Raw genomic sequence first — 24,034 nt, 5'->3', positions numbered from 1 at the left:
TAGGTTAGTAAAATAGCTTATAGTTGATACGTTCAAAAATATCATATATTTGTATATTAATCAATAGATAACCCGAAAATAGAGGAGGCATTCAAATGTCTAGTGAACGTCAAAAGTACATTAGAAATTTTTCAATCATTGCACACATCGATCACGGAAAGTCCACGTTAGCGGATAGACTCATAGAAAAAACAGGCTTGTTAACTCAGAGAGAAATGAAAGATCAGATCTTAGATAGTATGGATCTTGAAAGAGAACGTGGCATTACCATTAAACTGAATTCAACGCGACTTGTTTACAAAGCTAAAGACGGACATGAGTATTTGCTGAATCTGATTGACACCCCTGGTCACGTCGACTTCACTTACGAAGTTTCGAGATCACTTGCTGCCTGCGAAGGCGCATTACTCGTTGTAGATGCAACTCAAGGCGTTGAAGCACAAACATTAGCGAATGTGCATTTAGCGGATGAGCAAGGACTTGCCATAGTCCCTGTGCTCAATAAAATAGACTTACCAAGTTCTAGACCGGAAGAAGTCATCGCTGAAATTGAAGATGTAATCGGTATACTCGCTGAAGATGCGCCTCGTATATCTGCAAAAGAAGGTTTAAACATAGAAGATGTTCTTGAAAAAATTGTAGCAGATGTTCCGCCTCCAACGGGAGACGAAGATGCGCCTTTAAAAGCTCTTATTTTCGATTCATACTATGATAGTTACAAAGGTGCAGTTGCCTATGTAAGAATCGTAGAAGGTTCTGTTAAAAAGGGTGATAAGATTCTGATGATGGCAACAGGGAAGAAATTTGACGTTGTTGAAGTGGGAATCAGTGTTCCAGGACCTTTTCCAGTTGATGAATTACGCGCAGGTGATGTTGGATACATTACTGCTAGCATAAAAAATGTGAAGGATTGTCGAGTGGGCGATACGGTAACTTCAAGTATTGTACCGACTTCTGAAGCATTACCAGGTTATAAAAAAGCGACACCTATGGTTTATTGCGGAATCTATCCTGCAGAAGGTCAAAGCTATGATGAAATTCGAGATGCACTTGAAAAATTACAACTCAACGACGCTGCTTTATCGTTTGAACCTGAAACATCTGTTGCTTTAGGGTTCGGATTTAGATGTGGTTTCTTAGGACTCCTTCATCTTGAAATCATTGAGCAGAGAATTGATCGAGAATTTGATTTGGATATTATTGCAACTGCACCAAGCGTTATTTATCGCGTGACGAAAAATGATGGTGAAGTCTTGATGATTCAGAATCCAACGAACTTGCCTCCGGTTACTGAGATTCAAATGATGGAAGAACCTATCGTAAAAGCCAATATCATCGTACCAAATGAGTATGTGGGGAACATCATGGAACTTTGCCAATCGAGAAGAGGCGATATGATTCACATGGATTATTTAGATCCAAAACGTGTAGTTTTACATTATGAACTCCCACTAAATGAGGTGATTTATGACTTCTTTGATGCACTTAAATCAAAAACACGAGGTTATGGATCGCTTGATTATGAATTCTTAGAATATCGCCAATCAGATTTAGTAAAAATGGATATATTATTAAATAAAGAATTGATCGATGCATTTTCTATGATTGTTCATAAATCCAAAGCGGAATCAAGAGGTCGTGTGATTTGCGAACGTCTAAAAGATGTTATTCCACGTCAAATGTTTGTCATTCCAATTCAAGCTGCAATTGGGTCAAAAGTAGTCGCTCGTGAAACTATTAGCGCCCTTAGAAAAGATGTACTTGCAAAATGTTATGGCGGCGATATTTCACGTAAGAAAAAATTATTAGAAAAACAAAAAGAAGGTAAGAAGAAAATGCGCCAGTTAGGTAATGTTGAAGTTCCTCAACAAGCATTTTTAACAGTCCTTAAATTCGAAGAAAATTAACAATAATGGCTGTATCAATGCGACATACCATTGTGATTCTATAGGATTCACATTGAATGCCCTTGAAACAGCCTTTTCTTTCATTTAGAATGAGGAATTGGGTTTGAGAGATTGACTCCAGAATTTTTTAGTCCAGTTGGAATTCAATTTACTTTTTCTAAATTTAAATATCATTTCAGGAGGAGCTATGATTCAACTACTTAATAGTTCAGCACACGACGAATCGAACGAAATCGGATTATATATTCACGTGCCATTTTGTGTGAGTAAATGTGATTATTGCGATTTTATATCGGTTCAAATAGGTAAGCAACAATCAAACGATTTGATCAAACGATATTTTGATGCATTAAATAATGAAGTTAAACTGTATCATCCAATATTAAAATCAAGAGAAATTAAGACGATATATTTTGGCGGCGGAACACCGAGTTCTGTTGATAGTCGATTTATTTGCGATTTCTTACTGTCGCTACGCAAACATTGTGACATTCAATCAGATGCAGAAATTACGATAGAGGTAAATCCTGGCACACTAACTGAAGAAAAACTTGACGACTACATTGCTGCAGGAATCAATCGATTCAGTATGGGATTGCAGTCAACTAATAATACAATACTAAAAGATATTGGAAGAATTCATACTGTTGAGGATTTTCTGAATACGTATCAAATGATTCGTGATAAAGGCATAGAGAATATCAGTATTGACCTCATGTTTGGACTACCTGGACAAACTGTTAAGGACATTAAAGAAACCATTCAATTGGTAAAACGCATAAACCCGCCACATGTTTCGGCGTATAGCTTGAAAATTGAAGAGGGGACACCTTTATATAAAAAATCAATCGCCAAAGACTTTGAGGCACTAGATGAAACGCTTGAAAGAAAGCTGTATCATGAAATGATCAAGGGATTACAACGAATTGGAATCTTTCAGTATGAACTTTCAAATTTTTCAAAACCTCAATTTGAATCTAGACATAATTTAATCTATTGGCAAAACAAACCCTACCTTGGTATTGGTGTATCTGCACACTCAAAATTGAACTGTGTACGGTTTGGAAATACACGTAATTTGACTGAATATCTCACTCAAATTGAATCCAAACAATTTCCAGTTGATGAAAAAGAGGTCATCGATTCACATGAAGATTTGTTTGAAACCATTATGTTGGGTCTTCGTTTAAATAAAGGCATCTCCATAGAAGCAATCGAAAAACAATACGGAATTCAATTTCGTACTTTCTTTGATGAAGCGCTAAAAAAATGCTTAACGCAGTCCTTGATACGAATCGATAACGGCACCATTCACCTGACGCCATATGGACGTGATGTTGCAAATCAGGTCTTTCTAGAATTCATGATTTAAATTGAAATCATAAATAGGCTGTTTCATTCCAGAATTTTAAAAAAATGTAAATAGAGTATTAACATTCAAATTCAAACTTGACAAACGAATGGCCTAGAAGTATATTATTAATAGAATTAGCACTCGATATTAATGAGTGCTAACAAAGAAGGTGAATCATATGATATCTGATAGACAGCTTAAGATATTGGAAGCAATTATTAGCGACTTTATTGATACAGCCCAACCAGTAGGTTCAAGAACAATCTCCAAGAAATATCCATTAGGTATCAGCTCTGCGACAATTCGCAATGAAATGGCGGATTTAGAAGAATTAGGATATCTTATGCAACCACATACATCAGCTGGTAGGGTACCTTCGGATTTAGGGTATAGACTATACGTCGATTCACTTATTCGAGACAATAGCATCCCTTCTAGGGATAAAGAAATCATTCAATCTTTATTATTGAACAAAATTATTGAAGCGAGTGATCTTGCAAAACAAGCCGTAAAATTGCTATCAGATTTTACAAAATTAGTAGCGGTGGTTTCTATTCCACGTTTTAACAAGTGTAAGCTTGCAAACTTAAAATTAATTAAAGTTTCAGATTCTCGAGTTTTATTAATTTTAGTCACAGATACTGGCATTGTTAAAAATATTCAGTTAGGTCTATCAAACACCGAACAATTTATATTAGATAAAATTTCGGATACGATGTTAGATCATTTGATGGGTGAAACTATTGAAAATATTGACGTAAGATCAATATTAAAGATTAAAGAAAAATTAAGTGCATTTGGAAACATCGTAGATTACTTAATTCCTATACTTCGAGATGCATTAAAGAGCTTAAATGGAAGTGAATATTACATGGATGGAATTTCACATTTACTATCCACATATGAGTTTTCGGAAACAGAAAAAGCAAGAGGTATATTTGATTATCTCAATAATCAGCAAGCCATTGAAACGCTTGTTGAATCCATTCCAGAAAACAAATTAACCATTAAAATTGGAAATGAAATTGGTGTCGAAATGCTAGAAGATTGTAGCATCGTCGCCTCTTCATATAAAGTAGACGGCAACAGCGCTGGACGAATTCTGATAATCGGCCCTAAACGGATGGATTATGGAACTGTTGTATCTACAGTGAATTACATTAGCAATACATTATCCGATGTATTTTCTGGCATTTACTTATAATAGTGATGCTTGTAATTGAAAGGAGCGATATTGTTGAGTGTTAAAAAAACAAATTCAGCGAAAAAAAATGAGGATAAGATGACTAAGAAAAAACACATCACAGAAGAAATCCCTTCTGAAAACGAAACAAAAGAAACTGCAGTAGGTGATGAAACTACTGAATCTTCTGCAAATCCAGAAGTGGACGCAGATCCAGTGTTATCTCTCAAACAAGAAATCGAAGCTTTAAATGATAAGTATTTGAGAATTAACGCAGAATACCAAAACTATAGAAAACGCGTTGAAAAAGAAAAAAGTGATATTTTCAAATTTGGTAACGAAAAAATTCTATCGGAGTTATTACCTGTCATGGATAACTTTGAAAGAGCTTTGGCTGTTAGTGATATTGAAAATTCAGATAGCAAAGTTTTAGATGGTATTAAGATGATTAAGAAAAATCTTGATGAATTTTTCGAAAGAAATGGCATTAAAAAAATCGAAGCAGTCAATCAACCATTTGATCCAGTTAAGCACCACGCAGTTATGACAGTGGAAGCTGAAGAGGGACAAAGTGAAGTTGTCATTGAAGTGTTTCAAGACGGTTATGTGTTAAATGACAAAGTAATCAGACCAAGTATGGTCAAAGTTGCAAATTAATTATAGGTTGAGATAAGGAGGCTATTAAAATGGCAAAAATAATTGGTATTGACTTAGGAACAACAAACTCATGTGTTTCTGTATTAGAAGGTGGAGAAGCTGTAGTAATTCCAAATGCAGAAGGTAACAGAACCACACCATCAATCGTTGCATTTACAAAAAATGGCGAAAGACTTGTTGGTGAAACGGCAAAAAGACAAGCAATTACAAATCCAGATAGAACAATTAGTTCTATTAAAAGAGAAATGGGTACAGATCACAAGGTGAAAATTGATGAGAAATCATATTCTCCTCAAGAAATTTCAGCGATGATTTTACAAAAATTAAAAGCAGATGCTGAAAGTTATTTAGGTGAAACTGTAACAGAAGCAGTTATTACAGTTCCTGCATACTTTACAGATGCTCAAAGACAAGCGACAAAAGACGCTGGTAAAATTGCTGGTTTAGAAGTAAAACGTATCATCAATGAACCAACTGCTGCATCGTTATCTTATGGATTAGACAAAACTGACAAACAACATAAAATCATGGTATTTGACCTTGGTGGTGGTACATTTGACGTATCAATTCTTGAAATTGGCGATGGTGTTTTCGAAGTATTAGCAACAAACGGAAACAACCATTTAGGTGGAGATGACTTTGATAAAATCGTTATGGATCACTTAGCAGATACATTTAAAAGCGAGCACGGCGTTGATTTAAGACAAGATAGAATGGCGCTTCAAAGATTAAAAGAAGCAGCTGAAAAAGCGAAAAAAGAACTGTCTTCAACGCAATCAACAAATGTAAATTTACCATTCATCACAGCAACAGCTGAAGGTCCACTTCATTTAAATATCGATGTAACACGTGCAAAATTTGATCAATTGACTAAATCATTAGTAGATGCAACGATGGAACCTACTAAAAAAGCATTAAAAGATGCTGGTTTAGATCCATCTGAAATCGAACAAGTCATTTTAGTTGGTGGTTCTACGCGTATCCCTGCAGTTCAAGATGCTGTTAAGAAATTTGTAGGAAAAGAACCACATAAAGGCGTTAACCCTGATGAATGTGTTGCCTTAGGTGCAGCTATTCAAGGTGGTGTGTTATCTGGAGATGTAAAAGATGTTCTTTTACTTGACGTTACACCACTTTCACTTGGTATCGAAACACTTGGTGGCGTATTTACAAAATTAATTGAAAGAAATACAACAATTCCAACTAAGAAAAGTCAAGTATTCTCGACTGCTGCTGATAATCAAACAGCTGTTGATATTCACGTATTGCAAGGTGAGCGTCAAATGGCAAACGACAATACAAGCATGGGAAGATTCCAACTTGACGGTATTCCACCAGCAAGAAGAGGCGTACCACAAGTTGAAGTGACATTTGATATCGATGCAAATGGTATTGTAAATGTAAGTGCAAAAGATTTAGGAACTGGAAAATCACAACACATTACTATCACATCTTCTACAAACCTCTCAGAAGCTGAAATTGAAAGAAAAGTAAAAGAAGCTGAATTACATGCTGAAGAAGATAAAAAACGTAAAGAATTGATCGAAGAACGCAATAAAGCAGACAACATGATCTATGAAGTTGAAAAATCAATGTCTGATTTAGGCGAACAAATTTCTGATTCTGAAAAAGAAGAAGTAAATGCAAAAATCGCAGCATTGAGAACATCTATGGCGACTGAAGATATTGAAACTATGAAAAAAGACTTTGAAGCACTTACAAATGCGTTCCAACCAATTGCTCAAAAAATCTACGCAAAAGAGCAAGCATCTGCTGGACAAACTCCAGGCAATGATCAAGAACCAGTTGACGAAGCAGATTATGAAGTGGTAGACTAAATTTTAGACTATGAGTTTTAAATGAGGGCATCTTAGGATGCCCTTCATAAATAGGAAAGGCGGTATACTACGTGAGTAACAAAGCTGATTATTATGAGTTGCTCGGCGTTGAAAGAAACGCAGATGAAAACGAACTCAAAAAAGCTTACAGAAAACTGGCAATGAAATACCATCCTGACCGAAATCCTGATAACAAAGAAGCTGAGGCTAAGTTTAAAGAAATAAATGAAGCTTACGAAGTGTTAAGTGATACTGAAAAAAGACGACTCTACGATCAATTTGGTCATGCAGGCGTCAATCAAAATTCAGGCGCTGGTGGATTTTCAGGTTTTGAAGGTTTTGGTGGTTTTGAAGATATAATCAACGAAATGTTTGGCGGTGGATTTGGCGGATTTGGTGGATCAAGAGGTCGAACTTCTGCTAGAAAAGGGAAAGATATTCGAGTGGATATCACCCTTGAGTTTGAAGAAGCAGCTTTTGGAAAAAAACAAACCATTGAATTTTTGCGGACTGAAGATTGTGACGTGTGTCATGGTGCGGGCAACGAACCCGGCACAGCTACACACAAATGTACCGCTTGTAACGGTACTGGTGAAGTGCGATATTCTCAAAGGTCTTTATTTGGCGAATCCATTAGCGTCAAACAATGTCCAACATGTAAAGGTAAAGGCGAAACCTATGATCAAGCTTGTCATCAATGTAAAGGACATGGCATCATCAAGAAACGTATCTCAAAAGAAATCGACATTCCAGCAGGCGTTTTTCATGGTGCAAACATGCAATTACGTGCAGAAGGCGATTTAGGACAAAATGGTGGACCTCGTGGCGATGTGATAGTTGTCATTCGAGTTAAACCACATAAATTCTTTAGTCGTGATGGCAATGACATTTACTACGATTTATGGATTTCCTATGCGCAAGCTGTTCTAGGTGCTGAAGTCATGGTGCCAACGTTGGATGGCAAAGCGAAGTTCACAATACCTGAAGGTACTCCAAGTGGAAAATCCTTTAAATTAAAAGGTAAAGGCGTTCCAGTACTCAATGGATATGGTCGAGGCGATCAATATGTGAAAGTAAATATTGAGATCCCTGTTAATTTGAATAAAAAGCAAAAAGAAGCCTTACAACAGTTCGATGATGAAATGAACGGTAAAAAACCATCTTCTTCGTCTCAAACACAAGAAGGATCGAAAGCTTCAAAAAAAGGCAATGATAAAAAGTTTTTTGATAAACTCAAGGATTCACTCACATAACACTCACATAAAAACAAGATATGATCATTAAAAAAGAGGTTGGGCGATGCTCAACCTTTTATTGCGTTTCAACGATAGACGACAGCATAGAACTATGATATATTATAGATTGAAACAAATTCATACTAATCTAATAGGAATAAGAAAAATAGAATCAAGTGATTCGACATTTTACAAGAAATGAATGAAAGCGAGGATATGTTATGAAATATTATGAAATTCACATAAAAACTGCTATTGAAGCAATTGACGCAGTGACGAATATTCTTTATGTAGTAGGTGCAACGGGTGTACTTGTCAACAATCCAGAAGACGAGGATTTACTCAATCAAGACGTCGGACAATGGGATTATTTTGATCCTCAAAACTGCAAATTAGATTTTGATGGTGCTCTATTAACGGGATACTTTGAAGAAATTGATCCAGACTCCGTATCATTAGAAGTAAAAGAAATGCTTGAAAATTTGAAAGATTTTAATATCCCAATTGGACTTGCTGAAATTACTTTTAACGAAGTGTTCCCAAAGGATTGGGAAAATGAATGGAAAAAATATTTTAAACCAACGCGAATTGGTCAAAATATTGTTATTAAGCCATCTTGGGAAATGTATGAAGCACTAGATACGGATATCATCATAGAAATAGATCCAGGAAATGCATTTGGATCGGGGACTCATGAGACGACTTCTATGTGTATTGAGATGATTGAAAAATACATGAATCCATCAGATACAGTTGTTGATGTAGGATGCGGAAGTGGCATACTTGCCATATCTGCCGGAAAATTAGGTTCAAACCATATCATTGCTGCTGATATTGATCCATCTGCTGTTGAAACTGCAAAAGAAAATATTCGGTTAAATGGATTATCCCATGTTACAGATGTGCGTTGTGGAAATTTACTTGAAGTCATCCCAGAAAAAGCAGATTTAGTCGTAGCAAATATTATTGCAGACATCATCGTCAAATTGTCAGATGATATCGACCAAATCCTCAAACAAGATGCTATTTTCATAAGCTCAGGAATTATACTTAACAAAGCAGATTGGGTCGTAGAAGAATTAGAAAAAAGAAATTTTGAAATTATTGAAGTGATGAAAAAGGGCGAATGGGCTGTAGTTGTTTCAAAAAAACGAATCTAATTCAAACGCAACTACATGAACACAACTTGTAAAATAATAAATTATTTGAGGTCGACATGCATCGTTTTTTTCTAGAAAGTGAAGATTCAGTGAATACAAATCAGGTCTTCATTAAAAACAAAGATTCCATCAACCATATCATGCGTGTATTAAGAGTGAAACTAGGTGAGCAAATTGAAATCGTAACAGAAGATTCACTTTACATCACAGAAACAAAAGAATTAAATTCAGATCAAATCATCTTAGAGATTTGTCTGAAAACAGCTCATACGCATGAATCCTCGGTTCAAATTGATTTATTTCAATGTATGCCTAAAGGTCAAAAACTTGAACTCATTTTACAAAAAAATGTCGAGTTAGGCGTGCATTCATTCTATCTGATTGATTCAAATCGTTGTATCGTCGAATGGAAAGATAAAGAAATTCCAAAAAAACTAGAGCGATACGAAAAAATTATAAAAGAAGCTGCCAAACAATCCAAAAGAGACCGAATTCCAGAATTGTTTGGACTGATTCCAATAAAAAAAATGGGATCTTATATCAGCGAATATGATGCATTTATCGTCTTGTATGAAAATGAGCATTCTAGGGGGCTGAAATCTATTTTAAAGGACTTTACTGGAAAGAAAATCGCAATTTTCATCGGTCCAGAAGGCGGCCTCGAACCTCAAGAAATTGATCTACTAGAATCAAGTGGCGCTTTAGTGACGACGCTTGGAAAACGCATACTCAGAACAGAAACTGCGGGTTTTGTAGCTGTGACTTGTGCGCAATATGAATTAGGAGAACTTGAATGAATAAAGTAGCGATCATGACTCTAGGGTGTAAGACAAACCAATATGAGTCAGAAGCTTTAATGGATATTTTTTATAAAAACAGATATGAAATCGTTGATTTTGACGATTTTTCAGATATTTATATCATTAATACGTGTACGGTAACACATGTTAGTGATAAAAAGTCGCGACAAATGATTCGTCGTGCGAAAAAAAACAATCCCGAAAGTATTGTCATCGTCATGGGATGTTATGCACAAATTTCACCAGATGAGGTATCACAAATCGAAGGTGTGGACATTATCATTGGCACCAATGCACGTCATCAAATCTTGTCTTATATTGACGCATACAGCCAGAATTTAACATCAAAACCGTATGTAATCATCGAAGACATCATGAAAGTACAACAGTTTGAAGAAATGAAGCTCGAGCATATAACCACACATACACGTGCGTTCATCAAGATTCAAGAAGGGTGTAATCAATTTTGTTCTTATTGTATTATTCCTTATGCAAGAGGACTTGTAAGAAGTCGACCAATGGATTCGATTCTTGATGAAATTACAAAATTATCTCAATCAGGATATACGGAGTTTGTCTTAACAGGCATTCATATTGGTTCCTATGGAGTGGATCTTCAAAATGTATCCTTAATAGATTTATTAGAAAAGATTGACCAAATTTCCACAGTTAAACGCATTCGCATTGGAAGTATTGAGCCTCGAATTATTACGGATGATTTTATCAGAAGAATGAATGTTCTCACTAAAATTTGTGATCATTTTCACCTTTCACTTCAAAGTGGTTCCGACTCGGTTCTCAAACGCATGAATCGAAAATATACATCTACAGAATATCAACATGCAGTTGAAAAATTGAGATCTATTTACACAAATCCTGCAATTACAACAGATATCATCGTTGGATTCCCAGGAGAGACAGAAGCAGAATATCTTGAGACGCTTCATTTTGTCAAAAAAATTCAGTTCAGCGAGGTCCATGTTTTTCCATTTTCTATCAGAGAAGGTACGCCAGCTGCGACGATGGAAAATCAAGTATCACCTCAGATAAAAAAACAACGCAGCGAGCAACTGATAGAACTTGTAACGAAACAAAATCAAATTTACAATGAGTCTTTTTTAAATCAATGCGTCGATGTTCTATTTGAAGAGACACAAGATACCTATCAAATCGGCCATACGCCCAATTATTTAAAAATATATGTAGAATCTTCAAACGAACAAGAAAACCCTGCAAAAGTCATTAGGCAAAATGATATTTATCGCGTTAAAATTGTCAAAATAGAAAATAATAAAATTTTCGGACAATTTATGTAATTTCTATTCCGTTGTCAACAGGTTATTGATATAATGTATTTGGACTTTTAACACATGGAAGGAGGTGTAATAAAATGGATTGTATATTTTGTAAGATTATAAACGGTGATATTCCGTCACAAAAAGTATTTGAAGACGACTTAGTCTATGCTTTTAAAGACATCAATCCTGAAGCGCCCATTCATGTTTTAATAGTACCCAAAGTACACATTGAATCGATTGCTAAGATTGATCCATCTCATCATGTTTTAATAGGACATATTCATTCAGTTGCACAAAGAATTGCGGAGGATTTCGGAATTCAAGACTCCGGTTACCGTTTGCTTACAAATATAGGTAAACACGGAGGACAAACAGTTGAGCATCTGCATTATCATCTACTCGGTGGGCGACAGTTACAATGGCCACCTGGTTAAAAAATGTAAAAAACATTTGAGAATTTATTGATTTTTACGTATGAGTAGTGTATAATAACAAAGTATGTTCTAGGTACATTCCTCTGTACTATTAAAGAATCTATTCACGGAGGGAGGGAATGTGAATGTCTGGCATCAAAGTTGGAGAAAATGAAAGTATTGATAGTGCTTTAAAAAGATTTAAAAGAGAAACATCTAAAGCTGGCGTAATGGCTGAGATTAAGAAAAGAAGACATTACGAGAAGCCTAGTGTGAAGCGTAAAAAGAAATCTGAAGCAGCTAGAAAGAAAAAGAAAAAGCAGTTTTAGTGAGAGGTGAATAAATATGTCACTAAAAGATTTGCTCATGGATGATTTAAAAGTAGCTATGAGAGATAAAGATGCTGTTCGAAAGTCAGTTATTACGATGTTACGCGCTGCTGTAAAGCAAGTGGAAGTCGATCAAAGAATTGAACTTGATGATGAAGCAATTATTGATATTATAGCAAAACAAATCAAACAGAAAAACAATGCCATTGTTGATTTCAAGAATGGTGAACGTCAAGATTTAGTAGACTTGACAGAAAAAGAAATAGAGATTCTTATGGCTTACATGCCTGAGCAACTTTCTGAAGATGAGATTCGAGCAATCGTTTCAAATGCGATTCAGGAAACTGGAGCAGCTTCAATGAAAGATATGGGCAAAGTGATGGGAATCGTCACGAATGCTACAAAAGGTAAAGCAGATAGCAAGCTCGTTGCAGATCTTGTTAAAAAAGGTTTATCTTCATAATGCATGAAAGTGAATAATAAGTTAAATGGCACGTCTTAGGATGTGCCATTAATTTTTTTTGCATCAAATTTTACAGTAGCATGAATATTGCCATTTGATAGATTTATTTGTTAAATTATGTTAAAATAAACCGTGTATCTAGGAGGTTTTATGACATCAACTATAGTGAAAAAGATGGTACTAGACGATTTTAGTGCTTTCCATTTATTATTTGGAAATTTAGATGAAAATATCATTTTATTAGAAAAAGCTTTTAAGGTCACGATTACTTCACGTGATGGTGAAATTATCATCAAAGGAGACTCGATAGACGTTGATAAGGTCGAAGAAGTCATACACGTTCTGATTCGAAATATCCAATCAGGTGAAGTCATTGATAAACAAAAAATTCATTATATCATTCAATCCGTTGATATCGGTGAAAAGAATGAGCTTGAAGACCTCAGTAAATCATTTATTTGCGTCACGTCCAGAGGCAAATATATTAAGCCCAAAACAATTGGTCAAAATAAATATATCAAAGCCATTCAGAAAAAAGATGTTGTTTTTGGCGTTGGCCCTGCTGGAACTGGTAAAACATATTTAGCAGTGGCAATGGCCATTCGTGCATTTAAAAACAACGAAATTGGCAGGATCATCATTACACGTCCAGCTGTTGAAGCCGGCGAAAGCTTAGGTTTTTTACCTGGAGATTTACAGATGAAAGTTGATCCATATTTACGTCCAATTTATGATGCGATGTATGACATTCTAGGGCCAGAAACCTTTAACTCCTATAGAGAACGAGGACTTATAGAAATTGCGCCACTTGCATATATGAGAGGACGTACACTCGACAATGCGTTCATCATTTTGGACGAGGCACAAAATACGACAAAAGAGCAAATGAAAATGTTTTTAACACGCTTTGGATTTAATTCTAAGGTCGTTGTAAACGGAGATATTTCACAGATTGATTTACCTCAAGGGAAACGCTCAGGTTTAGTGAATGCAATAGAAGTATTAAAAAACGTGGAAGAAATTGATTTTATTAATTTTTCTGAAAGAGATGTCGTTCGTCATGAACTCGTTAAAAAAATTATTTCTAGCTATGATCGCTATGAAAAAGAACATAAGGATGTGAAAAATGGCTCGATTCATACTGCGAAAAAAAATGAACACTTCAAAAAATAAAAAAAAGAATAAGGGAAATACGAGATTAAAAATTCGAAGCAAATTATTTCATAAAAGAAAACCTCTTTATTTGAATTATTTCATTATGCTCGTTTGTTTAATAGTTGTTTTCTTTACACTCAACAATGCCAATTTTTTTGGGATATATAATTACAAAGCCAATAGCGTCATAAAAGAGGATTTATATCTACAAACAGATATCGTCGACATAGCTGAAACGCAGAAGTTAAAGCAATTAAAAGCAGCTGAAATAGAACCTGTTATGTATATCGATTTCTCAAAACAAGTGGAATCTAAGAAAAATCTAACAGATTTCTTTACACGACTTCTTGAAATTAAAACTGAATATGCCAATGACACTGAAGTGATGAAAAAGATTTTTTCTGGAATTGAACGCAAAAATATCTATGCACTTACAGAAGAAGAATTATCTAACTTAATTGTCCTTTCAACAAGTAAAATTAATCTACTTAATAATTATGCAGTTGATATTGCCATAGAAAATATGACCGTTGGATTAACTGATGAAGATAAAAGTGTTGCGATTGGAAATATTAATACCTATATTGCGTCGTTAACGGATCTAACAAAATTTGATAAGACTGTTTTGACAAAATTCATAACAGGTGCGATGGTAACGAACAAGTTTGTCGATACTCAAAAAACAAATGAAAAAATAGACAATGCCATCAGTAAAATAGATGATATCACTTATAAAAAGGGCACTTTATTTTTAAAAGAAGGAGAAGTGCTAACAAAAGAAAATTATGATTTATTAAAAAGTGGTGGGGTTATTGTTGAAACTCCTATGGATAATATCGTCATGATGATTGGATTATTTGGATTTTTACTGGTTATTTGGGCAATTATGTATTTATACCTTGTAATCTTTGAAAAAGATGTTTTGATGTCAAACAAATCATATGCAATTTTAATGACTTTATTCATGACATTCTTTTTAACTTCAAGTTTCTTCAATGAATTATCTCCTTACTTTTTGCCGGTACCAACGTTTTCAATTTTGGCGGGCATCATGTTGTCTCCATCACTGGCTTTATTTTTTAGCATTGTATTGTTAATCCTTACAGCGATGTGGACAAATTTGGGAACTTATATGATGATCGCATATCTACTGACGATTTTAGTAACACGAGCCACTGTTCGTAATATTAAACAGCGTTCGCAAGTTGTAACGATCGGTGCTTATGTATCCATTATTTTATCAGTCTTTACAATTATGCAGGCGATGATCAATAAACAAGAACTAGAATCGCTCCCTTACGCTTTGTCATTTTCTATTGCAAATGGAGTGTTATGTGCAGTTTTGAGTATTGGTATCATGCCACTTTTCGAAGGTTTATTTGGCATTCTCACGCCATTTAAAATCTTGGAACTTACAAATCCAAATCGACCATTATTAAAACGTTTGCTGATTGAAGCACCTGGTACCTATCATCATAGTATTATGGTAGGTAATTTGGCTGAAACAGCAGCTCATGATATTGGAGCAAATAGTCTTTTAACACGTGTTGCAGCATTTTACCACGATGTTGGAAAATTAGAACGCCCTTATTACTATAAAGAAAATCAAGTCGGTCATGATAATCCACATGATAAACTTCCGCCACAAGTCAGTGCAAATTTCATTCGCAGTCATATGACATATGGTGTTGATTTACTTGAAAAAAACAAGCTACCACAAGAAATTATCGAAATTATAAAAGCACATCATGGCACATCCCTCATCAAGTATTTTTATCATCGAGAGCAAATAAATAACCCAGATGTTGATATCAGTAAATTCTTATATCCTGGACCAAAACCGACTTCGAAAGAAGCTGTAATCCTCATGCTTGCAGATAGTATTGAAGCTGCTGTTAGAAGCGAAGAAGATCCAACTCAAAATTCAATTACACTCTTAATTGACAAAATCATTCAACAAAAAATGGCCGAGAATCAATTTACAAATGCAGAAATAACCTTTAAAGAATTAGAAGCCATTAAACGATCATTTTTAAATGTATTGAGTGGTATTTTCCACGAAAGAATTGCTTATCCTGAGATTAATCTCGATCAAATTTCTAAAGAAGCATTTGACGGAATTTCAGGAAAAAAGGAGAACTAATATGCTAGTAGAAATCACGAATGAAACTGAAATAACGTTACCCGAAAATATTGAAGAACTTATTATAAAAGCGACAGATAAAGTACTTGAATATGAAGGCATTGATGTGGATGGCGAAGTAAGTGTTCTATTTGTTACGGATGAACGTATTCAATCTTTGAATCAAGATTTTAGACAAAAAAATGCTGTGACAGATGTTCTTTCATTTCCTCAATACGATTCTATAAAAGAGGATGGCATCAATGAACCGTTTATTTATTTAGGTGATGTTGTGATCTGTATGGACCAAGCCATTCGTCAGGCTGACGATTTTGGTCATTCGCTTGAACGTGAAATCATTTATCTGACAGTTCATAGTATCTTGCATTTGCTTGGTTATGATCATATGAACGAAGCGGATAAACTTGAAATGCGTAATAAAGAAAAAGTCGTACTAAAATCACTTAGAATTTTTAAAGGCGAAATCATTCAGGAGGGATAATGAATAAAAAACTTGTCTTGGGCGCAGTGATTGCAGGCATCATTCTATCAGTGTTTCTTTTTATCTCAATAAATGGGATGAATTCTTCTCAAAAATCAAGTCAAAATAGAGATAATATAATTGATGCAATAAAAGACGAAACAAGCACCACTTCCGAATCTTCTCAAGACAATGTAAACGAAAATTTTATTAATCCTTTGACAGGACTTAGCACAGAAGAAAACATGACAGAAAGACGTCCCATCGCGATTATGCTCGACAATCAATATAACGCAAGACCTCAAGCAGCGCTTTCTGAGGCAGATGTAGTTTATGAAATCTTGGCGGAAGGTCTCATCACACGCTATATGGCGATTTTTTACGGTAATATGCCGGAACACGTCGGTCCGGTAAGAAGCAGTCGACCTTACTTTGTTGAGAAGGCCATGGAATTTGACCCATACTATGTACACGTTGGTGGATCAATGCAGGCGCTAAGTGATATCAAGGCGTATGAAATTGCAGATATTGATGGCTTAAGTAGCAGTGCATTTTGGCGTGAAACGCATAAAAAAGCACCTCATAATATGTATACGTCTTCCGAAGTCCTGATAGCGGATGCAATACGTTTGAAGTATGACGTATCAAAACCGGTCACTTTTTTACCTTTTAATCCAGTCTTTACGCCACTCACAGGTCAAGATGCAGTTGAAATTACATTTGTTTACAAAGAACCTGTGAAAAATGACCCTGTTGGTTATTATACTTCGTATAAATATAACGATGAAAAGAAACTCTATTTTAGATATACTAATGGAACCCCCCATTTGGATGAAAATACTCAGACGCAGTTAACCTGTACCAATATTTTGGTCCAATATGCTGATATTCGCGTTTTAGATAATGAAGGTCGGTTAGATGTTGATTTAGTCACATCGGGAAAGGGTACATACTATACCGGTGGCAAAATGATTGATGTCACTTGGAGTAAAAAATCCGCTCAAGCCATCACTGAATTTTTTGATGCAAGTGGCTCTCCAATTAAGCTCAATCCTGGCGTAACATGGTTTCAAATTATGAAAACCGGTAATAAGGAATCTATTAAATAGAGAGGTGTCATTATGACTTATGATGAATTGGTAAAAAAGGCATATGAAGCAATGGAATTTTCATACTCACCGTATTCACACTTTAAAGTTGGCGCAGCATTATTAACCGAAAGTGGTAAAGTTTACACTGGATGTAACGTTGAGGTAGTGTCTTTTGGTGCAACAAACTGTGCTGAAAGAACGGCTATTTTTAAAGCGATTTCTGAAGGCGAGATGAACTACAAGGCAATCGCAGTGGTATCATCAAGTAATGATTTGACATTTCCATGTGGCATTTGTAGACAAGTAATTGTTGAATTTGCTAAGGACATTGACATCATTGTTGCAAAAGGATATGATTATGAAGTCTATACAATAGACGAATTACTTCCAAAATCATTTACTGATAAAGATTTAAAATAGGAGGCATGCATGCAATTCAAATCGGGCTTTGTTACCATCATTGGTCGACCTAACGTTGGTAAATCAACTTTATTAAACGCAATAATCGGTGAAAAAATCGCGATTATGTCCAGTAAACCTCAGACGACGCGTCATCGAATTACAGGTGTTTATAATGATGAGGAAAGTCAGATTATATTCGTCGATACGCCAGGAATCCATAAACCTAAGAACAAATTAGGAGACTATATGGTAAATAGCGCGAAAACTGCTATTAGCGATGTTGATGTCGTGATTTTTATGGTTGATCAATCATTAAAAATTGGACCTGGAGATGAGTATCTTATTGAATTCATTGAAGCTGCAAACGTAGATGTCATTCTCGTGATTAATAAAGTTGATTTATTATCACCGGAAGCTTTCAAATCCATTTATGATAATTATTCTAAATATCCATTCATTAAACAAATACATGGTATATCCGCTTCTCAAGATTTAGGTGTAGGTGATTTGATTAAAACAATCAAAGGTCAATTGCCTGAAGGACCTGCATTTTATCCTGTTGACCACATGACCGATCAGACTGAGAGAACCATTGTGGGGGAGATTGTACGAGAAAAAGTTCTTATGTACATTGATGACGAAATTCCACATGGAGTAGCAGTTGAAGTTCAAAGTATGAAACATCGCTTGAACAAAGCTTCTGAAGAGTTATATGATATTGAAGTAGATGTTATTTGTGAAAAGCAATCCCATAAAGGCATTATTATCGGAAAAGAAGGTCGAAAACTTAAAGGAATTGGAAAAGCAGCTCGACAAGATATTGAAAAACTCTTACAAACAAAAGTAAATCTACAATTATTTGTAAAAGTTCGAGAAGGTTGGAGAGATAATTCTAATTTTTTAAAGAATTTAGGTTACAAAGAGTAGATTTTTGTCTACAACTCATATAAAATTACTAACTAGGGTAAGTGAAAACTTACCCTATATTTATTTGATGAGGAGGGTCTATGAGTTTACTAAAATTTTATGAATATCTATCACAAGTCGAAACATTTATTGAAAATAACGAAATGGACGCCTTAAAGAATATTCTCTATGATATGCATGCAGCAGATATTGCTGAAGTAATAGATAATCTAGAAGAGGCTGAACAATTGCTTGTTTTTAAATTACTATGTGATGAGAAAGCTTCTGAAGTACTAGAAGAGCTAAATTCTGAACAATTCACATCTATTTTACGAGATCTCACAATTGAAAGGCGTGTTTCATTGCTCGAAAATATGTCTCAAGATGAAATCGTCGATAAGTTAAGCGAATTGAACGAAAATGAGCAACAAGAAATATTTTCGATTCTTGACTCTGAAGATGTTAATGATGTTAAACAGCAGCTAATCTACGAAGATGGAACAGCTGGTCGTTTGATGACGTCTGAATTTGTCGCAATAAAAAAGAAACATACTGTTTACTATGCAATTGAAACACTTCGTTCAACCGCACCTGATGCAGAAACTATTTATTATATCTACGTAGTTGACGACAATGAACGACTCGTTGGTGTTGTTTCCTTGAGAGAATTAATTATTGCCCCGACCCACAAATTAATTGAACAAATTATGAAAGAAACCATTATTTCAGTGAATGTTCATGATGACCAAGAACACGTTGCAAAAGTAGTTTCAAAATATAGTTTATTAGCAGTTCCAGTGGTGGATGATTTAAATAGACTTCATGGAATTATTACCGTAGATGATGTGTTAGATGTTGTTGAAGAAGAGGCAACTGAAGATATCTTTAAGTTTGCAGGTACTTCTGAAACAGAGGTTTATGAAACGGATACGAGTTTGATCAAGAGAGTCCGAAATTCTGTTAAATCACGTCTACCATGGCTCATTATTACGATATTTGGTGGGCTCCTGTCTGCAAATGTGTTAAGTCATTATCAAGGACAAATCAGTGCAAATGCAACGCTTGCCATGTTTATGCCTCTATTAACCGGAATGGGCGGAAATGTCGGTACTCAATCTTCCACGATAACCGTTCGGAACATAGCAACACACGATATTAAGGGGTCTCAAATTTTTAAAACGCTTATTCACGAGATTTCTGTAGGACTCTTAGTTGGATTAGTCTGTTCTGCATTGGTTGGACTATTTGCAGTAATTATGAATGCTGAATACCACATTGCATTTATAGTTGGGATTGCAATGTGGGCAAATATGACAACAGCAGCAACGATTGGAACAATTGTCCCTTTGTTCTTTAAAAAAATTGGAATTGATCCTGCAGTCGCATCAGCACCCTTTATTACAACTACTATCGATTTGACAGGTTTAAGTATTTACTTTTCTTTAGCAACGATTCTTTTGACGCATTTATAAATATCATTCTCAACTTGAGGGGGCAGTCACATGTTTTTTGAAACGGATGCAATTGTACTCAAAAGTACCAAGTCATTAAACAACGACATTTTTCTAACTTTATTGACAAAAAAAGCTGGTAAGATAGATGTTGTTTCAAATGGTGCAAAGAGTTCGAAATCTCATTTAGCAGCAGCTTCAAAACCATTTGTATTTGGCACTTTTACATTGAATACCCATTCAAAAATCATTAAGGTTGTTTCTTGTGAAATCATTGATTCACATTTTAGAATCGCAGACAAATTGGAAAACCTTGCATACGGGAATTATTTTTTGGAACTTTGCCAATTAACAAGCACACCAAATGTACCTGATCAAGAGCATTATCAGCTCATCGTTGAAATGATTTCTTGTTTATCAAAAGCTAATTCTAATGACGAAAACATCGATTATGAACTATTAAGGTTGGCATATTTAATTAAACTTTCAAAACTCACAGGGCATGCGCCTAATTTAGTCAATCCCTGTATAAAATGCGGGGCATCTATTCCGCACCCATTTTTTTCAATTGGAGACGGCGGTCTTATATGTGAAAAATGTTCAATTTCATCACCAAATACGATAAAACTCAATCAAAACTCAATCAATTTAATTGAATATTTAATGAAAAAAGACATTCGGATCATCATGAAAACAAAAATACATGAAAACTATACCAAGTTGTTATTGTCCATTTTTGACCCATATATTCAACATCACAATTCCATTTATGAAATTAAATCAAAAAAATTTTTAGATGAATTATAAGTTTATTTATAACAAAAAAGTGCATTGTTAACAAATAAAAATCCTTTGACGAACAAGTTTAATAACTTTATAAATAAATTTTCATACAATGTTGTTTTTTTTTCATTGTGGGTATTTATCCTCTATAAACATGGTTTAGGAGGTAGAGTATGAAGAAGGGTTTTAGTTTAAAAGCAAAATTAATCATCGCATTTGTGCTCGTAATCACAATACCAATGATCGCACTCAGTATTTTTATTTATGCTACCACAACAAACTCATATTACGAGAACATGAAGGCATCGACTGAAGAAGTATCTAATCAAATCATTAGCAATCTAACCAATTATATGACGATTTATGAAAGATCAGCATCTTTATTGTCTAATGATCCTAACGTAAAAGGCGCTAGAACGACTCCTGAGAATATTCCTTGGATGATGGAAACATTTAAATCCTATATCAATGAATATTCAGAAGTAAAGAATGTCTATGTTGGATATAAAGATAAAGCGTTTCATATTTGGCCAGAAGTCTCTCTTCCAGATGGCTATGATCCTACAGGCCGAATCTGGTATACAGAAGCAGAAAAAACGGATGGATTTATTTGGACCATTCCATATGTAGACGCATCTGATCCAAATACTGTCGTTATCTCTGGTGCAAAAGCAGTCAACAACAGTTCAGGCCAGTTTGAAGGCGTTTTAGCAATTGACCTGAATATTTCAAAAATTGCTGAAACAGCTAATACCATAAAAATTGGTAAAAGTGGGTATATTATTTTGTTAGATTCAAAAAATATGCCGTTTACTCATCCAAATCCAAAGTTAATAGGTAAAGAAATACCAATACCTGAACTCAAGTCGTATGTTGAGAAAAATGCTTCAGGTGAAATAGAATATACATTTGATGGAAGTAATAAGATTGCGTTTGTTTCAAGTATTGATCATTTAGGTTGGAAAGTACTTGCAATTGTCGATGAAAGTGAAATTGCTGAACAATCTCGTACGCTTTTGATCACGCTTATAGCATTTGGTTCATTTTTATTATTACTTGCAATTATCGTTGCAATTATAATCTCTAATGTCATCTTAAAAAATATTAAACGCATTAGTGATTACATGACCATTGTAAGTAGTGGTGATTTATCAACACGAATTGAAATTCATACTCGAGATGAAATCGGAAAACTTGCTCATGATTTAAATAACATGATGGACAGTATCTCAGGACTTATGACGAATATTCACAAGGCGACAAACGATGTCCTAGATTCTTCTAAGGATTTAGTTGGTCTATCAGAGCGCTCCTCTGTGGCTGCAAAAGAAGTTGCCAATGCGGTTGAAGAAGTTGCACTCGGCGCATCAAAACAAGCTGCAGACAGCGAAACTAGCAGCAAAGTAGCTACACAAATGGGAAATAATATCAAAACACTCACTGAAAATATTTTATTGATGATTGATCATACCAATAAAACAGGTGTTATTAACGAAAGCAGTGAAGAAGCTGTTAATGTTCTTAGACTGAAAAATATCGAAAATAATGACGCAACACACAAAACAGAATCAGCAATCTTAGAACTAGCAAAACAATCACAAGCAATTGGAAGCATTGTACAAGCAATCAGTACCATTGCAGAGCAAACGAACTTACTTGCATTGAACGCATCCATTGAAGCTGCTCGTGCAGGCGAACACGGTAGAGGATTTGCTGTCGTAGCAGATGAAATCCGAAAACTCGCTGAAGAATCCAGTAAAGCGGCCGATGAAATTAAAAATATTGTAAATTCAATTCAAGCAGGAAGTAAAAACACCGTAAATATTATGCAAGAAGTTAAATCGCGCTCAGATGACCAAAATATGGCTGTTGTTAAAGTTGAAGAATCATTCAAGTCCATTTTTGACGCAATTAGAAGCATTCAAGTTGTCATTGAAAACGTTTCAAAAGACATCGAAATCTTAGACGAAAGCAAAGTTGAAATTCTTGACAGCATCTCAAGTATTGCAAGTATATCTGAAGAAGCTGCTGCTGCATCTGAAGAGGTGAGCGCTTCTATGCAAGAACAAACGGCTATCGTCGAAGAAGTTTCATATGCTGCTGATCGTCTCCGATCACTTGCATTAAAACTTGAAGAAAATATTAGTATTTTTAAAATCTAATTCCCAACCACATATTGATTCGATTCAATAACTTATGGCTTGAACACACTCTGCAAGAATTGCCTTGTAGTTTGGTTCAAGCCATGTTCGTTTACAAATGAGTCTTTGCGAATTCGAATAATTTACACATATCATTTTAAAGTGATATAATATAATATGATAATAAGAAATTAAAAAAAAGGAGCCGCTTATGAAAATAACTCTTGAAATGGTTGATGAAGTAATTGTAAGAACCAATATAAGCTACAAAGAAGCCAAAGAGGCACTTGAGCTAAATGATGGTGATGTTCTTAAAACACTCGTGTATTTAGAAGAAAAAGAGAAAAATAAAGGTTCTAAAAAAGTGAATGCCAATGAAATAATTGACAAGTTAAAAGCACTCGTCAACAGCGGAATGGTGAGTCAAATTTTAATAGAAAGAAATGGCAAGACGATAATCGATATACCAATTATGGCAGGTGCTATTAGCGCGATTATCTTTACAGTACCTACTGTAGCAGGGATCATAGCAGCAATCGCTACTGGATGTGAAATTAAGATTGTTAAGCAAGATGGTGTACAGTTCAATATCAATGAAATCACTCAAGATAAATTTGATGAGTTTATGGGAAAAATGAACAAAAATCAAAAAAACTCTGCAGAACATGCATCGAGTGCAGACTATGCATCGAGTGCAGACTATGCATCGAGTGCAGAACATGCATCGAGTGCAGATGTAGCAGAACAAAATTCTACTGTTCAAGAAGAAGAGAATTTTGACGATTTATTCGAAGATGACTCTGAAAAATAGTCAATAAACACAATCGAATTGTCTGATTAGTTTTAAAATTTGAAATATTTTGAT

The 24,034-nt window shown here is 34.9% G+C and carries 22 protein-coding genes; all 22 read left to right on the top strand.

Annotated features, from left to right (window positions below; translation table 11 throughout):
• Window positions 1–95: 95 nt before the first annotated feature.
• The gene (gene lepA, locus ACZ41W_RS03515) at window positions 96–1,907 is read left to right on the top strand and encodes a translation elongation factor 4 (protein ID WP_464313500.1); all 1,812 of its coding nucleotides are present in this window, start codon (window positions 96–98) and stop codon (window positions 1,905–1,907) included.
• Window positions 1,908–2,094: 187 nt separating this feature from the next.
• Window positions 2,095–3,279 (top strand): radical SAM family heme chaperone HemW, encoded by a 1,185-nt coding sequence (gene hemW, locus ACZ41W_RS03510; RefSeq protein WP_464313499.1) that lies wholly within the window; start codon window positions 2,095–2,097, stop codon window positions 3,277–3,279.
• A 160-nt stretch (window positions 3,280–3,439) separates the two neighbouring features.
• Window positions 3,440–4,465 (top strand): heat-inducible transcriptional repressor HrcA, encoded by a 1,026-nt coding sequence (hrcA, locus tag ACZ41W_RS03505; protein ID WP_464313498.1) that lies wholly within the window; start codon window positions 3,440–3,442, stop codon window positions 4,463–4,465.
• A 78-nt stretch (window positions 4,466–4,543) separates the two neighbouring features.
• Complete coding sequence (gene grpE, locus ACZ41W_RS03500; protein WP_464313497.1) at window positions 4,544–5,101, top strand: nucleotide exchange factor GrpE; 558 nt, start codon at window positions 4,544–4,546, stop codon at window positions 5,099–5,101.
• Between the two features lie 29 nt (window positions 5,102–5,130).
• Window positions 5,131–6,939 (top strand): molecular chaperone DnaK, encoded by a 1,809-nt coding sequence (gene dnaK / locus ACZ41W_RS03495; RefSeq protein ID WP_464313496.1) that lies wholly within the window; start codon window positions 5,131–5,133, stop codon window positions 6,937–6,939.
• A 71-nt stretch (window positions 6,940–7,010) separates the two neighbouring features.
• Window positions 7,011–8,192 carry a molecular chaperone DnaJ gene (gene dnaJ, locus ACZ41W_RS03490; RefSeq protein WP_464313495.1) on the top strand — a complete coding sequence of 394 codons (1,182 nt, stop codon included), beginning with the start codon at window positions 7,011–7,013 and terminating at the stop codon, window positions 8,190–8,192.
• A 203-nt stretch (window positions 8,193–8,395) separates the two neighbouring features.
• Entirely contained in the window at window positions 8,396–9,334 is a 939-nt protein-coding gene (prmA, locus tag ACZ41W_RS03485) for a 50S ribosomal protein L11 methyltransferase (protein WP_464313494.1), read from the top strand.
• A 56-nt stretch (window positions 9,335–9,390) separates the two neighbouring features.
• Window positions 9,391–10,131, top strand: coding sequence for an RsmE family RNA methyltransferase (locus ACZ41W_RS03480; RefSeq protein WP_464313493.1), 741 nt, complete (start codon window positions 9,391–9,393; stop codon window positions 10,129–10,131).
• Window positions 10,128–11,450, top strand: a complete 1,323-nt coding sequence (gene mtaB / locus ACZ41W_RS03475; RefSeq protein ID WP_464313492.1) for a tRNA (N(6)-L-threonylcarbamoyladenosine(37)-C(2))-methylthiotransferase MtaB — start codon at window positions 10,128–10,130, stop codon at window positions 11,448–11,450. The genes ACZ41W_RS03480 and mtaB overlap by 4 nt, the downstream gene beginning before the upstream one ends.
• A gap of 74 nt (window positions 11,451–11,524) precedes the next feature.
• On the top strand, window positions 11,525–11,866 hold the full coding sequence (locus ACZ41W_RS03470) for a histidine triad nucleotide-binding protein (RefSeq protein ID WP_464313491.1): 342 nt from the start codon (window positions 11,525–11,527) through the stop codon (window positions 11,864–11,866).
• Between the two features lie 125 nt (window positions 11,867–11,991).
• Window positions 11,992–12,174, top strand: coding sequence for a 30S ribosomal protein S21 (rpsU, locus tag ACZ41W_RS03465; RefSeq protein WP_204661319.1), 183 nt, complete (start codon window positions 11,992–11,994; stop codon window positions 12,172–12,174).
• A 16-nt stretch (window positions 12,175–12,190) separates the two neighbouring features.
• Complete coding sequence (locus ACZ41W_RS03460; RefSeq protein ID WP_464313490.1) at window positions 12,191–12,637, top strand: GatB/YqeY domain-containing protein; 447 nt, start codon at window positions 12,191–12,193, stop codon at window positions 12,635–12,637.
• A 150-nt stretch (window positions 12,638–12,787) separates the two neighbouring features.
• Window positions 12,788–13,810: a PhoH family protein gene (locus ACZ41W_RS03455; protein ID WP_464313489.1), complete on the top strand. Its 1,023-nt coding sequence runs from the start codon at window positions 12,788–12,790 to the stop codon at window positions 13,808–13,810.
• Window positions 13,764–15,935 carry an HD family phosphohydrolase gene (locus tag ACZ41W_RS03450; RefSeq protein WP_464313488.1) on the top strand — a complete coding sequence of 724 codons (2,172 nt, stop codon included), beginning with the start codon at window positions 13,764–13,766 and terminating at the stop codon, window positions 15,933–15,935. The genes ACZ41W_RS03455 and ACZ41W_RS03450 overlap by 47 nt, the downstream gene beginning before the upstream one ends.
• A gap of 1 nt (window position 15,936) precedes the next feature.
• Window positions 15,937–16,416: an rRNA maturation RNase YbeY gene (ybeY, locus tag ACZ41W_RS03445; protein ID WP_464313487.1), complete on the top strand. Its 480-nt coding sequence runs from the start codon at window positions 15,937–15,939 to the stop codon at window positions 16,414–16,416.
• Window positions 16,416–17,504: a DUF3048 domain-containing protein gene (locus tag ACZ41W_RS03440; protein WP_464313486.1), complete on the top strand. Its 1,089-nt coding sequence runs from the start codon at window positions 16,416–16,418 to the stop codon at window positions 17,502–17,504. The genes ybeY and ACZ41W_RS03440 overlap by 1 nt, the downstream gene beginning before the upstream one ends.
• 12 nt (window positions 17,505–17,516) lie before the next feature.
• Window positions 17,517–17,906: a cytidine deaminase gene (locus ACZ41W_RS03435; protein WP_464313485.1), complete on the top strand. Its 390-nt coding sequence runs from the start codon at window positions 17,517–17,519 to the stop codon at window positions 17,904–17,906.
• 9 nt (window positions 17,907–17,915) lie between these two features.
• Complete coding sequence (era, locus tag ACZ41W_RS03430) at window positions 17,916–18,815, top strand: GTPase Era (protein ID WP_464313484.1); 900 nt, start codon at window positions 17,916–17,918, stop codon at window positions 18,813–18,815.
• A gap of 80 nt (window positions 18,816–18,895) precedes the next feature.
• Window positions 18,896–20,266 (top strand): magnesium transporter, encoded by a 1,371-nt coding sequence (mgtE, locus tag ACZ41W_RS03425; RefSeq protein ID WP_464313483.1) that lies wholly within the window; start codon window positions 18,896–18,898, stop codon window positions 20,264–20,266.
• 30 nt (window positions 20,267–20,296) lie between these two features.
• Window positions 20,297–21,052 (top strand): DNA repair protein RecO, encoded by a 756-nt coding sequence (gene recO / locus ACZ41W_RS03420; protein ID WP_464313482.1) that lies wholly within the window; start codon window positions 20,297–20,299, stop codon window positions 21,050–21,052.
• 149 nt (window positions 21,053–21,201) lie between these two features.
• On the top strand, window positions 21,202–23,190 hold the full coding sequence (locus ACZ41W_RS03415) for a methyl-accepting chemotaxis protein (RefSeq protein WP_464313481.1): 1,989 nt from the start codon (window positions 21,202–21,204) through the stop codon (window positions 23,188–23,190).
• Window positions 23,191–23,380: 190 nt separating this feature from the next.
• The gene (locus ACZ41W_RS03410) at window positions 23,381–23,980 is read left to right on the top strand and encodes a DUF4342 domain-containing protein (protein WP_464313480.1); all 600 of its coding nucleotides are present in this window, start codon (window positions 23,381–23,383) and stop codon (window positions 23,978–23,980) included.
• The last annotated feature ends 54 nt before the right edge of the window (window positions 23,981–24,034 follow it).

Source organism: Fusibacter fontis (assembly GCF_055378735.1).
Note: the sequence above shows the minus strand (reverse complement) of the source record. Positions and strands in the feature narration are given on the sequence as shown.

Bases quoted from the DNA above. Each gene is read 5' to 3' on its own strand.
- lepA (WP_464313500.1), top strand. From the start codon at position 96: ATGTCTAGTGAACGTCAAAAGTACATTAGAAATTTTTCAATCATTGCA.
- hemW (WP_464313499.1), top strand. From the start codon at position 2,095: ATGATTCAACTACTTAATAGTTCAGCACACGACGAATCGAACGAAATC.
- hrcA (WP_464313498.1), top strand. From the start codon at position 3,440: ATGATATCTGATAGACAGCTTAAGATATTGGAAGCAATTATTAGCGAC.
- grpE (WP_464313497.1), top strand. From the start codon at position 4,544: ATGACTAAGAAAAAACACATCACAGAAGAAATCCCTTCTGAAAACGAA.
- dnaK (WP_464313496.1), top strand. From the start codon at position 5,131: ATGGCAAAAATAATTGGTATTGACTTAGGAACAACAAACTCATGTGTT.
- prmA (WP_464313494.1), top strand. From the start codon at position 8,396: ATGAAATATTATGAAATTCACATAAAAACTGCTATTGAAGCAATTGAC.
- ACZ41W_RS03480 (WP_464313493.1), top strand. From the start codon at position 9,391: ATGCATCGTTTTTTTCTAGAAAGTGAAGATTCAGTGAATACAAATCAG.
- mtaB (WP_464313492.1), top strand. From the start codon at position 10,128: ATGAATAAAGTAGCGATCATGACTCTAGGGTGTAAGACAAACCAATAT.
- ACZ41W_RS03470 (WP_464313491.1), top strand. From the start codon at position 11,525: ATGGATTGTATATTTTGTAAGATTATAAACGGTGATATTCCGTCACAA.
- rpsU (WP_204661319.1), top strand. From the start codon at position 11,992: ATGTCTGGCATCAAAGTTGGAGAAAATGAAAGTATTGATAGTGCTTTA.
- ACZ41W_RS03460 (WP_464313490.1), top strand. From the start codon at position 12,191: ATGTCACTAAAAGATTTGCTCATGGATGATTTAAAAGTAGCTATGAGA.
- ACZ41W_RS03455 (WP_464313489.1), top strand. From the start codon at position 12,788: ATGACATCAACTATAGTGAAAAAGATGGTACTAGACGATTTTAGTGCT.
- ACZ41W_RS03450 (WP_464313488.1), top strand. From the start codon at position 13,764: ATGGCTCGATTCATACTGCGAAAAAAAATGAACACTTCAAAAAATAAA.
- ybeY (WP_464313487.1), top strand. From the start codon at position 15,937: ATGCTAGTAGAAATCACGAATGAAACTGAAATAACGTTACCCGAAAAT.
- ACZ41W_RS03440 (WP_464313486.1), top strand. From the start codon at position 16,416: ATGAATAAAAAACTTGTCTTGGGCGCAGTGATTGCAGGCATCATTCTA.
- ACZ41W_RS03435 (WP_464313485.1), top strand. From the start codon at position 17,517: ATGACTTATGATGAATTGGTAAAAAAGGCATATGAAGCAATGGAATTT.
- era (WP_464313484.1), top strand. From the start codon at position 17,916: ATGCAATTCAAATCGGGCTTTGTTACCATCATTGGTCGACCTAACGTT.
- mgtE (WP_464313483.1), top strand. From the start codon at position 18,896: ATGAGTTTACTAAAATTTTATGAATATCTATCACAAGTCGAAACATTT.
- recO (WP_464313482.1), top strand. From the start codon at position 20,297: ATGTTTTTTGAAACGGATGCAATTGTACTCAAAAGTACCAAGTCATTA.
- ACZ41W_RS03415 (WP_464313481.1), top strand. From the start codon at position 21,202: ATGAAGAAGGGTTTTAGTTTAAAAGCAAAATTAATCATCGCATTTGTG.
- ACZ41W_RS03410 (WP_464313480.1), top strand. From the start codon at position 23,381: ATGAAAATAACTCTTGAAATGGTTGATGAAGTAATTGTAAGAACCAAT.